The following is a 12,181-nucleotide window of genomic DNA, read 5'->3' as shown; positions in this document are numbered from 1 at the left end:
AAGGTCCTCGCTTTTGGGGAACGCGTTTATGCGAAGCATGCACCCTTGATTTCGCTTTCAAATCACGATCATGCGCTTTCGCGAGGGGCTTGAACCATTTAATTGGATTCAATATTAAAGAGCATATCATCTTGTGAAAGTTTTAGGACAATAAAATTGTCGCTGTTGAGCTCGGGCGGCAATTTATCTCTTAGCATCGAGGCCACAAATTGGATATGCGTTTTCTCTCTTTCTACGAGGTTGGCGATTTTTAATAACTGATTGTCATGCATGAGCTCTTTCTTGTCGTTTAGTAAGAAATGCATGCATGGAATATTTTCGTCGTCCGCGAATAGTGTATATGCGATATCAAAGCAAGATATCTCACCTTGCTTCTTTCCGGAACTCATGTTCATGTTGAACGTTTTGAACTTGTAAACCTGTCTTCCTGACCTTGTTTTTACAATTTCAAAAGTGAGTGCGTATTGCTCATCGTAAAGTTCTTCGGATATTTTCGAGAAAAATTCATTGAATCTATGTACCTGAGATTGAATGACGGATTGTGTTTCGCCTGAAAACAAATCGCCGTCAATCTCCGATAGTTGTCCCTCAATTTTTCCTATTCTTTCGCTCGTTGCGTCGATCTGTCTGATAACAGTTTGATACTCTCCAAGCAGCCGATGTTTCTCGTTCAGTTCCGATATTACAAGTTCAAGCTCATTGAGCGAACCACTTTTGGCCAGCTTGGCGGCAAGATTTCTTTCCAAGTCGAGTAGACGACTCAGTTCAGCCTCTCGGTTCGCTATCTCCTCTTCCAACAAAGGTATGTCCCGAGAAATGTATCTAGATTTCTCGTCGACCATTTTGTTGTGAAATTCAACCAATTCATCAAATGTCTTTTGCACCCCAGATAGCCGAGAGGATACTTCCGCGTAAAGTGCTTTTAACTGAACTGTGTCTACTTGAAATCGACGTGCTTGCGTATCGGCGACTGCTTCGGTCAGCAAATTGCGCCGCAGCTTTATTGCTCCAATTATGGACGACTCGGTGTTGATTCCGTACTTGATTTCATCGAGACGCTGCAAATCTCTTTCAAAATCTGGATTGATGTTAAAGGAGGCTCTTCGGTGATTGAGTTTTTCGATTTCGCGTTGGATTCGCGAAAGAAGCGTCTCATATACGAACTTTGATCCAGCGGCCTCCAATCTTGCCTTAAAAGCATTCTCAACACGCAAATCGCCGATGAGCTTTTGTCTCTCATCCCCACGTGAGAAATCACACCCCAGCATGTAGAGGTGAAGTGCTTCGTATTCCTCATCCTTTGTCATGGGATGAACATGACGAAGGGTGTTTGTAAGCGAGAAATCCTTGTAACGGATATTGTGTGAAATTAGCTGACCCAACGAGGGCTTTTTGCCGGATTGGCCAGGAAAAAGTTTCTCTGTGAGGGTGTGCGTGAATTCTTCTTCTGTTAATTGATTGCCGTTGATTCGACGGATCATTCCCTTTCTAGGGAGAAAATTTCTTTCGATGACAATCTCCTCCGAGCGAGGATTCGAAAGATCCGACGTGAGTGTCAATGTAATCAAAACATACGTTTTTTGCAGGAAATTTTTGACGATCTGATGCTCGCTCTTCCTGTCTTCCGGGTCCGTGTAAATCTCTTTCGGACTGCCACCAAAGCAGAAATCTATCAAGCGTAGTACTGTCGTTTTGCCAACATTGTTTCCTGTCGCCTCGTTATTGCTGTCCGGCGTTTCATCAACAATGAGATTGAGACCTGCATGAAAAGGTATATGTCGAATGACACCGTTTTCATTCTCAATTCGAAGCGACTTTAGAAACATGGCTCGATATTTCCACGATCATTGAAGTTAACCAGCTCTGCAAGGAAAAGCCAATCCAGAGAGAGCGTGAAAATTGGCATCTGAATTTCTCGGAGCTTTCGGGTCTCTGCGAACAAGTCCAGCATGCTCGTCTCGCCAGTTCCCTTGAGAGCCTTAAGAATAATTGAGCCGTTAAAGAACAGACTGTGATGGGGGTGTATGTTCTCTGGCAGCAGCATATTGATCTTTAGATGGGTTCTTGAAGATCTTGCAGCGAATGAAAGCATCAACGGCGATCAGGCTAACATGCTGCTCGAGTTCATCTAATGGCATTGTAACGCAATTCGAGCTATTTTGCGCGACTGTTACCATTTCTTCCACAATTTTAAAGAAGAGTTCATCTCCAGAGTGCTTTTTGTTGAGTTTTAGATATGCGGTTCTTAGGGATTGGAAGACAAAATTACTCTTGTTCTTGCCGGCGGCATCAAACTCTTCATAGATTCTGGAAATTCTATGATAGTGATCCTTGTAATCGTCGATTAGTACGGCCGCGACATCTAGGCCGTTGAATTCGATCTTGTCGTCGTAACGGAATGGAATTGGTTTGTTGAGGGAAAATCCGTCCGACAAGTCTTCGAGGGAAAGGGAGTTGATTACCTCTGCGAGATTGGTTTCGGTAAAGCGATTTACCGGGATCGCGTCGAGTTCTCGCTTTAGGAATTCGGAAATGGCCCTTTGCTTGATGATATCTAGGCTTTTGATTTTTTTAAGAATTGCTGGTATATCATAAATGTCTGACGCTGGGGAGAATGTCAGTTGATGAGGGTTTTTGTATTTTTTCGTTCGCAAGGAGTCTGCGTCGTCGGAGATGGGGACGAATTTGAAGGAGTATCCGTTGTATGAATTTAGATTCTTGGATAACGCAGATTCAATCTTCTGTTTGGTTGCGGTTGAGGAAACCTGCAGCACTATGAGGTTCTTCTTGTCGCAAAGATCAATCCCTTCAACATTCTGTTGGAATTGATTGATGTTCTCGAGCTCGTAGCCATAGAGCTCGTTAAGAAAATGAAGATAAAAATCTTCTGAGTGGTTGTGATAATCGAGGATGTTGAGTTTTCCGCGATTTTTTATCCTTGTGCACAGTAAGGATAATTTCTCTTCGCAAATGCTAAAATAGACAGGTCTCTGCATGTCCCTACCCCAGTATCATGGTTTTCATTGTTTGAGTGAGCGATTTTACATGGGGGACATGCTGGGGCACTAGATGGCTTTGCCAAATAAATCATTCCGAGAGTTTTGATTTATTTACTTCTCATTTTAGTTATTTGGAATACCCATCCTTTAGTGGGGTTGTGTTTCTCGGACTGGTGGTGAGGATATATGGCTGGTTTCGCTCACGTCTCGCTCTCGCCGTGAGCGCGAACTAGATCCGCCGTAATAGCAAGGTGTCGGGATCAACTCTTTCGATCGACAACTCGTCGCCAACCTTCCACCCCATCTGTTCAAACAGTTCGGAGGCAAGCGGGATGACCGGGTCGCCGATGCCATCGGGTGCGCCGACTACTGTGATGCGCCAAGCAGCCTGTGATCTCGCGCTCGGCAGATGCTTGAGGAGAATCACTCGTAAGGTTGCATCGGACTCGGGAAGCTCCAACCAACCCGCGAATCTGTCATCCGAATACTCCGCCCAAGCTCCAACCGCCTCGTCGTCCGTTGCCGTGAAACCGGCTTCTTTCAGGCATCGCAGCATCCGGTCAACATCATCGGGGAACTGCCTCCTGAGTTCCTGACGTTCTCTATATGTTGGCTTCATAGTGATGCGCTCCGAGTTCTATACCGTGGAACCAGTGCGGCAACGGTGGTTAAGCGTTTATTTGGGGAATAACGCCATCCTGCAATCGCAGCCACCGCCACCAAAATCTATGTGTTGGGTACGAAACCAATCGACATCTGCGTAACATGCCGCGGTACCTTCGGCACGGCGATGTTCTTGCCAGACGCCATCGCGGTCGCGAACGCATCCTGCACTAAGCGATGGGTTGCGCGCAGGTCGATGTCGCTTCGCTCGGACAAGGCGTCTGCCGCATTGGCGTCTAGTTCAATGCATCTGCCGGTGGCCCGCTGCAGCCGACGAACTTCTGCCAAGACGAGCCGCAACCGTTGCTCGGGCTCGGGTGCAGGGATGTCGAATACTTCCACGCGGCTCAATAGCGGCGCAGGCACCGCGGCGAGATCGTTCGCAGTGAGGACATAGATGATCCGACTGGCGTCAAATGCGATACGCAGAAATGTGTCCTCGAACATGCGTGCTGTTCCGGACTCAAGGAGGTCCAGCAGTACTGGAGTTACCGGATAGCGGCCGCCTTCTCCAAGCTTGTCCACCTCATCCAGGACCAACACGGGCGTCGCTGAATCGCCGCGAGCGAGCACCTCAAAGATCATCCCTGGCCGAGCGTCGCGCCATGCGCTATCACCGCCCGTCAGTTGGAAACCTGCTTGTGCGCTTCCCGCAGACCATTTCCGCATCGGCACACCCAAGATTTCGGCCAGCTTCAGCGCGAAGTGCGTTTTTCCGACACCAGGCTGTCCCGTCAACAGGATCGGCCGAACGCGAAAGTCCTTCGTCCGCATCGCACTCATGAGCGTGAGGTCGATCTTCAGCTTCTGAATTGGCTCGCGCAGGTTGTCAAACAAGTCCTGGGTCGTTTCGAGCCTCTTCAGCGTGGAGCGGGTGCGAGGCAGGGCTCTGTAGCCGTCATCAATGCCGGCTTGCGCTAGCAATGGTTGTGCATATCGCTCCTGGTGCCGGTCGGCACCTTGAAGGTTCTCGGCGGCGAGCGCCAGCGTCTCAGGCCGAAAAATTTGAACATGCCCGCGCCGATTTCGACGAGGTGGTGCAGGTACAGCCACCGGCGCGGCCGCGGGGGGCTCCTCAATTGAGAATCCGGGGATTTCCTCCTGGGACTCCTTGCTTTGTCGGGCCGCGGCAAGAGCTGTGCGAGTGTCAGAGGGGATAAGTAACCGCCATGCCGCGGCACTGGGCCACGCTGTGAGATCGCCCAAGGGCAGAAACCCAGGGGGGTGATCCGAGGAGCGCTCGGAAGCAGACATGATCTTTCTCCATACGCGAACTTGCGGCATGCAACCGCAGCTGTCCAATCGGGCAATGCCCGGGACCTATAGGGCTGGGAGTCAGCTGACTATTCGCGTACGAACTCGCTCGGGTGGAGCAAGCATGCGGCTGCCAATACCGACCGCTGGGGTCGATTGGTGACGGCGGATGTCCGTGGCAGCCATGGAGATGGGGGAATATTGGGTTGTGTTGCTACCTCCCTCCACCATAGAACACAGGTGGGGTTGGGGCTATCCGGCGAAGTATCGAGGCGCAGGAAAGCGGCGCTGCCAGAGGGTCATTGCATCCACGTACGTCGCGTAGGGGTTGTGCGACGCGTCATTCTCTACGCTGGCGAAACCGATAGAAATGGCTGTGCCACAAGGCTTTCCTGCCAAAACGTATCCGTTCCCGCTTCGATATTTTCTAGCCTACTTCGCTACTTTCTAATTTTCTTCGCTGAGCCAACAACCGTCATGTCGATGTAGCGAAGGAAACTGCAAAAAACCCCGCCGTTTGCCCAGGAAATAGCGAACTATGCTGCAAAAAATAGCGAAGATGATTGCAACCAAATTTGGCTGAACGAACTGCCCTGATTCCAGCGCAAGCCACTGCGCTAGGCCGGCCGACTCGGCGTATCAGCGTTACCGGAGTGCGCGACAGGCGCATCAGCTGATTCGAGAGCCTAGCTGCCATTAATGAGCCCAGCGGCGTGCGAGCTGCCGAGCCCATCACGATCATGTCGCATTGGTTGGCAGCAGCAGTTTGCACGATGGTTTCGGCCTCGCGGCCGACGCTGATCTGTGCCACGTAGTGGGAGCCAGCGTCGTCCAAGATGGCGCGCGCATGACGCAGTGCCTCTTCGCCGCCCTGTTCTTCAAGCTAGCGTAGCACCTCAAGAGAGTAGTAGGCGCTGGCGCGGCCCCTTTCGAGCGGCGTCTGCACATTCAGCAGCACGATATGCGACGCACAACGGTCCTGGCAGCGGAAGGCCGCATGGCGCACCGCATCCAGTGCGTGGCGGGGCGGGAGCCGTTGAAGGGCATAAGAAGTTTAAGCATTGCAAGGTCTAATCACGTTGATCGGCCGGTGGCAGGGTGAGTCGGGTAATTGCCTGCAAGTGCCGGGATAGGTCGGGCGCCACGCGCGCTTAAGACGGGTCCGCAGTGCTCAAATCCGAGACCTCACGCTGCTCAATTGCTCGCCCATAACGTTGCTCCGCGCGCCTGTCAGTAATGTAGACAGCGACGAACAAGGCGATGATGGTGACCATGGCACCTACACTGAGCAGCCATCGAGCTAGCAGTTCCATTTCAGTTGGTGCGTATTGCGCCCGCGCTGGCCATCCTATTCCTGTGGGCGCTTTTCCGGCGTGGCGTTGTGAATGGGCGGACACTGTTGGCCATGAGTTCTCTATATGCGCTGTTCGCACTGATTGTTATCTTTGGATTCCCTAGTGCGCGCTATTGACCCGCCGACCCTCAGGACTGCCTAATTGTTGTACATGGCATACGCGAAGAAATGCCTTGCTGGCTTGCGTGAGACTTGCTAATCTGCGCGCCGTCACAACTACGGAATAATTTCCATGGACAGTTGTTCTAGTCGATCTTGGATCGCACTCTGAACGGCTAAGCAGTCCAGGCGCGTTGGTTGCCCTTCCCGCCACTGCCTAGCCGCATTGCACGGCAGGTGGTGGTTCTTGCGTAGGTTCTCTGCGCGAGCCTCTTCCTGAATTCGATTGTTGTTCTCCGGTACGGCCATGTGGCCGCGCGTTTTCGTGCGCGTCGCTATTGGGAGGTCCGTGGCCGGTCGTTGCCTACGTTCGTCACAGAAGCGAACGAGGGAGGCCCCATGCTGTTTTTTCCCCTTATTCAACACATTTGGGTGGCAGTGCGTTCGCTTTCTGTAGTGCGAGCCACAGTCCTTAGCCAGGTCGCCCGTCGCCGTTCAGCTCAGCTGTCCATGGCAGTGCTGATGTCTGCCTTGGCTTGCGTTGCCCACGCAGAAAATACCGTCCTGGCCGAAACCCCGCCTACTTCTTCGGCGGAGGATCAGAATGCCGTGGGTTCTAAATCGCCTGCTTCTGCCGAGCAAGCGCCGGCAATGCCGGAGGCACAGTGGTGGAATTTCCACGCGCAGGCCACTCATATCACCCAGTGGCACTCCAAGTTCCGAGCCCCCTACGCTGGCGCGAACTCTTTGGCCTCCGACGGCGAGAGCAGTGAAACCACCGACATGACGCTCTTCGTTGGGCTGCGTCTTTGGCATGGAGCCGAGTTGTATGCGAACCCCGAAATTGATCAGGGCTTTGGCTTGAGCAACACGCTCGGTGTGGCCGGCTTTCCTAGCGGAGGTGCATACAAAGTCGGCAACAACACGCCTTACCATAAGCTGCCGCGGCTTTTCCTGCGACAGACCATCAACCTGGGGGGGGAGTCTGAACCGTTGGAGTCAGCGGCAAATCAACTCGCTGGGTCGAGATCCGCTGACAACATCACCGTCACCGTCGGCAAATTTGCCGTAGTGGACGTCTTTGACACCAACAGCTACGCGCATGATCCACGTGCAGACTTCTTGAACTGGTCTGTTATCGAAGCCGGTGCTTTCGATTATGCGGCGGACGCGTGGGGGTACACGCGCGGTGCTGCGGTGGAGTGGACACAATCTTGGTGGACCGTGCGCGGGGGCTTCTTTGCCCTGTCAACGACACCGAATAGCGAGTCCATCGATGTAGGCTTCAAGCAGCATGAATGGGTCGGCGAAATCGAAGCGCGCCATCAGTTGTTGGGCCGTCCGGGCAAGTTGAAATTCCTGGCCTTCGTGAACCGCGGCTATATGGGCCGCTATGACGATGCGGTGAGTCTGGCGCAGCAGACAGGATCGACGCCAGATACATCCTTGGTCAGGCAGTTCGCCTCCCGACGTGGCGTCGCGCTCAATGTTGAGCAAGAACTGGCAAATGATCTGGGTTTCTTTGCTCGGGCCAGCATGAATGACGGCAACAAAGAGACCTTTGACTTCACCGATATCAATCAGTCAGTTTCTGCGGGCCTTTCCATGTCCGGTAGCTGCTGGGGGCGTTCCAAAGACAGGCTTGGCGTTGCTTTTGCAGTTAACGGTTTGTCCAAGGCGGCGAGGCAGTATTTTGCGGCCGGCGGGTTGGGCGTCCTGATCGGGGACGGCGCACTGAACTACGGTACTGAGCGGATCGCTGAAATTTACTACACTTGGGCAGTCATGCCTCATGTCACTGCTGGGCTCGACTACCAGTACATTGTCCACCCCGCCTATAACCGGGACCGGGGACCTGTTTCAGTCGTAGCCGCACGCCTTCATCTGGATTTTTGATGCAGAATTTCTGTCCAACTAGCGTTTTGAGTAACGGGCACGCGAAGCAGGCGGCATTGCATCCCTGAAGCGTGCTTATTTGCATCGGACCGGCGCGGCAATTGCGCGAGAGCGTCCGTGCTGCGCTCCTGCTGATGCGCATTGATTACTAAGCGGCACTTTTGCAATCGGAGGACCCATATGGACAGTCCGAGTCGACCTTACCCGACATTTTCATCCCACTAGGCGAGTCCGCCGCACGGTTGTTCCCTGCTGCTGACTTGCCGTCCAGGCAAGGCAGCGGTGTCTCTCGTCGCTCCTTGATCGTTTGAATCCGCCGCTCGGGGTCCACGCCCTTGCGCGGCGATTGCCGCATGCCGTGCACGTGAGGTGCCCATGCGGCCAGGAGTGACCCATGCGCAAATTCAACATCCCAGCCCGTCGTTTCTCGGCGATTGCACTGCCGTTCAGCTCGCCGTTCGTGCAAGCGCGGGCCGGTGCGCCCGAGCGTGCCGAAGCGACGTCTGTCGCGGCCAACCAGCGCGCCGGAGATGGCGGCCAATCGCTCTCCAACCACGGCTACGCCGCGGCCGCTATCCGGCTGTCGCGCACCTACTGGTAGGCCCACGCGGGGCATCCAACAACACCAACAAACGGAGGTCGATATGACCCATTTCGCTTCGGGCATCGACGCACCACCGCGTCATGCCGCGCTCGACGACGCCCACGTGGGTGACATCCGCGGTGCACTCGGCACCATCGCCCACCATGACACCGGCGCACGGGATAGCTGGCGTGCGCGTTTGCGGACGCTGCTCGCCATCCTCGGCCCCGGCCTGATCGTCATGGTCGGCGACAACGATGCCGGTGCCTTCGGCACCTACACGCAGGCCGGGCAGAACTACGGCACCACGCTGCTCTGGACGTTGCTGTTGCTCATCCCTGTGCTTTACGTGAACCAGGAGATGGTGCTGCGCCTGGGCGCCGTCACCCGTGTGGGCCATGCGCGGCTCATCTTTGCGCGCTTCGGCAAGTTTTGGGGCAGCTTCTCCGTCATCGATCTGTTTCTCGTGAATGCGCTGACGCTGGTGACGGAGTTCATCGGCATCAGCCTCGCGCTGGAGTACCTCGGCATCCCGCGCCATTGGGGCGTGTGTGCGGCGGCCGCGCTGGTGATGCTGGCCGCGTCCACCGGAGACTTCCGCCGCTTCGAGCGCTTTGCGCTGGCGCTGGTGGCCGGCAGCCTCACGCTCATTCCCGTGTTCGTGATGGTGCATCCGCCGATGGGGCAGGTGGCGCGCGACTTTTTCGTGCCTGCGCTGCCGACCGGCGCACCGCTGGCGGAGGTGATGCTGCTGATCATCGCCATCGTTGGGACGACGGTGGCGCCGTGGCAGTTGTTCTTCCAGCAGAGCTACGTGATCGACAAGCGCATCACCGCGCGCTTCATCCGCTATGAGCGTGCGGACCTGTGGCTGGGCATCGTGCTGGTGATTGCCGGAGCGGTGGCGATGATCGCGTTCAGCGCGCAGGCCTTCCACGGCACGCCCGCGTTCGGCAACTACACCGATGCGCTGGGTACGGCGAAAGGGTTGGAAGCCCATTCAGGCCGCTGGGCCGGGGTGCTGTTTGCGATTGCGCTGCTGGATGCCAGCATCATCGGCGCGTGCGCGGTGTCGTTGTCCACGGCGTATGCGATTGGTGATGTGTTTGCCGTGCGGCACTCGCTGCATCGCAAGCCGACGGAGGCCAAGGGCTTCTACGCGATCTACTTCGGGCTGACCTTGCTGGCTGCCGGCTTGGTGCTGACGCCTGGTGTACCGCTGGGGTTGCTGACCAACGCGGTGCAGTCGCTGGCCGGTGTGCTGCTGCCAAGCGCGACGGTGTTTCTGCTGCTGTTGTGTAACGACAAGGCCGTGCTCGGCCCATGGACGAACGGCCGCGCCATGAACATCTTCACGGGCGGCGTGGTGGCGGTGCTGGTGATGCTGTCCGTCATCCTCACTGCGGCGGTGCTGTTTCCCGGCATTGGCGAGTTCGAGATCGGCGCGATCCTGGTGGGCGGTTCGCTCATCGCCATCGTCATGTCGCTGGTGCTGTGGCGCATCGAACGAAAAACCCGCCGGCCGCAGCACCCGCAGCGCGTGAGCGTGCTGGACCGTGATCGCTGGACGATGCCGCCGCTGGAGCAATTGACGCCGGCCCGCTGGACGCCGCTCAAGCGCACGTGGATGTCTGTGCTGCGCGGCTACCTTGTGGTGGCGGCGGGGCTGGTGCTGGTGCGGATTGCCGGACTGCTGACAGGGTAAGGCCAGGCCAACTGCTATTTACTTGCATTTGCTCAGCTTCGGCGCGTTCCGGCGAGAGCTTCGGCGTACTTCCTGCTTCACGCGCGGGGTAACTGAAGCGGTTGTGAGTCCAGTTGGGCAACGGGGACCAGAGGTTGCTCGCAATCGTGAATGTTCACGTATACGGGAGTGTCCTTCCTCAACGTACTACCCGCGGGTAGCGGTACCACCACGTGGCGCAATTTCCGCCCGCTATGCATGTATTTGCCGGCCATGGTTCCGAAGTCAAACCTCACGACAGCAAACAGTTGCGACGCGCTGGATTGGCCTACCCCTTGCTGACACAGCGCCACGAACCTCCCCAGATCGGCAGGCGCTCCAACCTTTTCGATTTCTCCGACTCTCCATCCCTCGTCGTACGCATATTTGCCTTCATAGATGGTCGTGCAACCGGCGAGGGTCATGATCAATAGGGTGCTGAGTGCTGCCACGCGCAGTGTCGAATGAAGAGCAAGCTTCCTCGGAGTTCCTTTCATCATCGGCCCCTTGTTCCTCGATATTGGACCCGCGGCCACGGACCTGTTCGATAGTCGTTGCGCATATGCTGAAAGTCCAAGCCCTATATTCAGTTTAGGGCAGGTCCTTCACACAGTGATACCGTACAAATCACAGTGCCATACGTGTCGGATACCGTACGGAGGTGGACCGGAGTAGTGCAAACGAAAACGCATCTCATGCCGGTTTTTGTTTGCGGCACCGGGTTATTCCGCAAAAGAACTTGCGTCGCGTCTATGCTTGCGCGGCTAGAAATCGGAGCCATCCATGCTGCATGCACGCCTCTCCAGCCTTGTCGGGCTCATCGTTACATTACTGGGTCTATCGGCGCTTCCGGCGCATGCCGTCCTTCCAGATGAGATTCAGGTCTACACCGGTGACATCAACGCACCTGGCGAGTTTGGTCTTGAGCTGCACCTCAACACAACGCCAAGCGGCATTTCGGAACCGTCCTATCCGCGCGAAGTCACAACGCCGCATGGTTGGCGGGCTACGGCCGAGTTTTCTTACGGCCTGACGTCGTCGGTAGAGCTTGGCCTGTACGTCCCGACCGCGCTCACACGCGAGAACACCTACTACGTCACGGGGCCAAAAGTGCGCGTGAAGTGGATGCCCGTTCGACCGGAAGAAGGCGTCGGTTACTTCGCCGGTGTCAACGTCGAGCTCGCTCACGTTGCAAATCGGTTTGATCAATCGCAGCAAGCGGCCGAGTTGCGACCAATCTACGGTTACCAGAATGAACAGTGGCTATGGGCGTTCAACCCAGTGCTCGACTGGAACCTCTCTGGCCCTGACCGCAGCGGGGTGCCCGAAGTCGCACCTGCCTTCAAGGTCGCGCGGACATTGGCAACAGGTGTTCGCGCTGGATTGGAGTACTACGCTGGGCTGGGGCGCGTCGACCATGTTTTGCCATTGCAAGAACAGCAGCACACCGCCTTTCTTGCGTTTGACGTGGATCGCAAGCCGTTCGTTTTCAACTTTGGCGTGGGCCGAGGTTTGACGCGCGCTACCGACCGATGGACGTTTAAGTGGATTTTCGAAATCCCCTTGAGCTGATCATCAGTTGGTGGGCTTCAATTCTCAATTGGAAGGCC

10 protein-coding genes are annotated in these 12,181 nt (G+C 55.5%); 4 read left to right on the top strand and 6 right to left on the bottom strand.

Features of this window, described 5'->3' with window-relative positions; genetic code table 11:
- Nucleotides 1-98 precede the first annotated feature (98 nt).
- From CFE42_RS05230 to CFE42_RS05210, 6 genes are all read right to left on the bottom strand, one after another.
- Entirely contained in the window at nucleotides 99-1,826 is a 1,728-nt protein-coding gene (locus CFE42_RS05230) for a DUF2326 domain-containing protein (RefSeq protein ID WP_004632800.1), read from the bottom strand.
- Nucleotides 1,817-2,044: an ABC-three component system middle component 6 gene (locus CFE42_RS23885; protein WP_004632798.1), complete on the bottom strand. Its 228-nt coding sequence runs from the start codon at nucleotides 2,042-2,044 to the stop codon at nucleotides 1,817-1,819. Before CFE42_RS23885 ends, CFE42_RS05230 begins: the two co-directional genes overlap by 10 nt.
- On the bottom strand, nucleotides 1,998-2,996 hold the full coding sequence (locus CFE42_RS05225; protein WP_004632796.1) for an ABC-three component system protein: 999 nt from the start codon (nucleotides 2,994-2,996) through the stop codon (nucleotides 1,998-2,000). The genes CFE42_RS23885 and CFE42_RS05225 overlap by 47 nt, the downstream gene beginning before the upstream one ends.
- Nucleotides 2,997-3,228: 232 nt before the next feature.
- Nucleotides 3,229-3,618, bottom strand: a complete 390-nt coding sequence (locus tag CFE42_RS05220; RefSeq protein ID WP_004632793.1) for a hypothetical protein — start codon at nucleotides 3,616-3,618, stop codon at nucleotides 3,229-3,231.
- A 107-nt stretch (nucleotides 3,619-3,725) separates the two neighbouring features.
- The gene (locus CFE42_RS05215) at nucleotides 3,726-4,916 is read right to left on the bottom strand and encodes an AAA family ATPase (RefSeq protein WP_004632791.1); all 1,191 of its coding nucleotides are present in this window, start codon (nucleotides 4,914-4,916) and stop codon (nucleotides 3,726-3,728) included.
- Between the two features lie 475 nt (nucleotides 4,917-5,391).
- A complete protein-coding gene (locus CFE42_RS05210; RefSeq protein ID WP_238563854.1) occupies nucleotides 5,392-5,727 on the bottom strand; it encodes a universal stress protein in 336 nt (111 codons plus the stop codon).
- Between the two features lie 1,041 nt (nucleotides 5,728-6,768).
- Between CFE42_RS05210 and CFE42_RS05205 the strand changes: the two genes are divergently transcribed.
- The 4 genes from CFE42_RS05205 (at nucleotide 6,769) to CFE42_RS05190 (ending at nucleotide 12,143) form a co-directional block, all read left to right on the top strand.
- A complete protein-coding gene (locus CFE42_RS05205) occupies nucleotides 6,769-8,265 on the top strand; it encodes a carbohydrate porin (RefSeq protein WP_004636985.1) in 1,497 nt (498 codons plus the stop codon).
- A 394-nt stretch (nucleotides 8,266-8,659) separates the two neighbouring features.
- Nucleotides 8,660-8,866, top strand: a complete 207-nt coding sequence (locus tag CFE42_RS05200; protein WP_004636987.1) for a hypothetical protein — start codon at nucleotides 8,660-8,662, stop codon at nucleotides 8,864-8,866.
- A 43-nt stretch (nucleotides 8,867-8,909) separates the two neighbouring features.
- The gene (locus CFE42_RS05195; protein ID WP_004636989.1) at nucleotides 8,910-10,553 is read left to right on the top strand and encodes an Nramp family divalent metal transporter; all 1,644 of its coding nucleotides are present in this window, start codon (nucleotides 8,910-8,912) and stop codon (nucleotides 10,551-10,553) included.
- Nucleotides 10,554-11,354: 801 nt separating this feature from the next.
- The gene (locus tag CFE42_RS05190; protein WP_004636992.1) at nucleotides 11,355-12,143 is read left to right on the top strand and encodes a hypothetical protein; all 789 of its coding nucleotides are present in this window, start codon (nucleotides 11,355-11,357) and stop codon (nucleotides 12,141-12,143) included.
- Nucleotides 12,144-12,181: the final 38 nt, after the last annotated feature.

Source organism: Ralstonia sp. PBBBR1 (assembly GCF_002256165.1).
Taxonomy (GTDB): domain Bacteria; phylum Pseudomonadota; class Gammaproteobacteria; order Burkholderiales; family Burkholderiaceae; genus Ralstonia; species Ralstonia thomasii.
Note: the sequence above shows the minus strand (reverse complement) of the source record. Positions and strands in the feature narration are given on the sequence as shown.

Bases quoted from the DNA above. Each gene is read 5' to 3' on its own strand.
- CFE42_RS05230 (WP_004632800.1), bottom strand. From the start codon at position 1,826: ATGTTTCTAAAGTCGCTTCGAATTGAGAATGAAAACGGTGTCATTCGA.
- CFE42_RS23885 (WP_004632798.1), bottom strand. From the start codon at position 2,044: ATGCTGCTGCCAGAGAACATACACCCCCATCACAGTCTGTTCTTTAAC.
- CFE42_RS05225 (WP_004632796.1), bottom strand. From the start codon at position 2,996: ATGCAGAGACCTGTCTATTTTAGCATTTGCGAAGAGAAATTATCCTTA.
- CFE42_RS05220 (WP_004632793.1), bottom strand. From the start codon at position 3,618: ATGAAGCCAACATATAGAGAACGTCAGGAACTCAGGAGGCAGTTCCCC.
- CFE42_RS05215 (WP_004632791.1), bottom strand. From the start codon at position 4,916: ATGTCTGCTTCCGAGCGCTCCTCGGATCACCCCCCTGGGTTTCTGCCC.
- CFE42_RS05205 (WP_004636985.1), top strand. From the start codon at position 6,769: ATGCTGTTTTTTCCCCTTATTCAACACATTTGGGTGGCAGTGCGTTCG.
- CFE42_RS05200 (WP_004636987.1), top strand. From the start codon at position 8,660: ATGCGCAAATTCAACATCCCAGCCCGTCGTTTCTCGGCGATTGCACTG.
- CFE42_RS05195 (WP_004636989.1), top strand. From the start codon at position 8,910: ATGACCCATTTCGCTTCGGGCATCGACGCACCACCGCGTCATGCCGCG.
- CFE42_RS05190 (WP_004636992.1), top strand. From the start codon at position 11,355: ATGCTGCATGCACGCCTCTCCAGCCTTGTCGGGCTCATCGTTACATTA.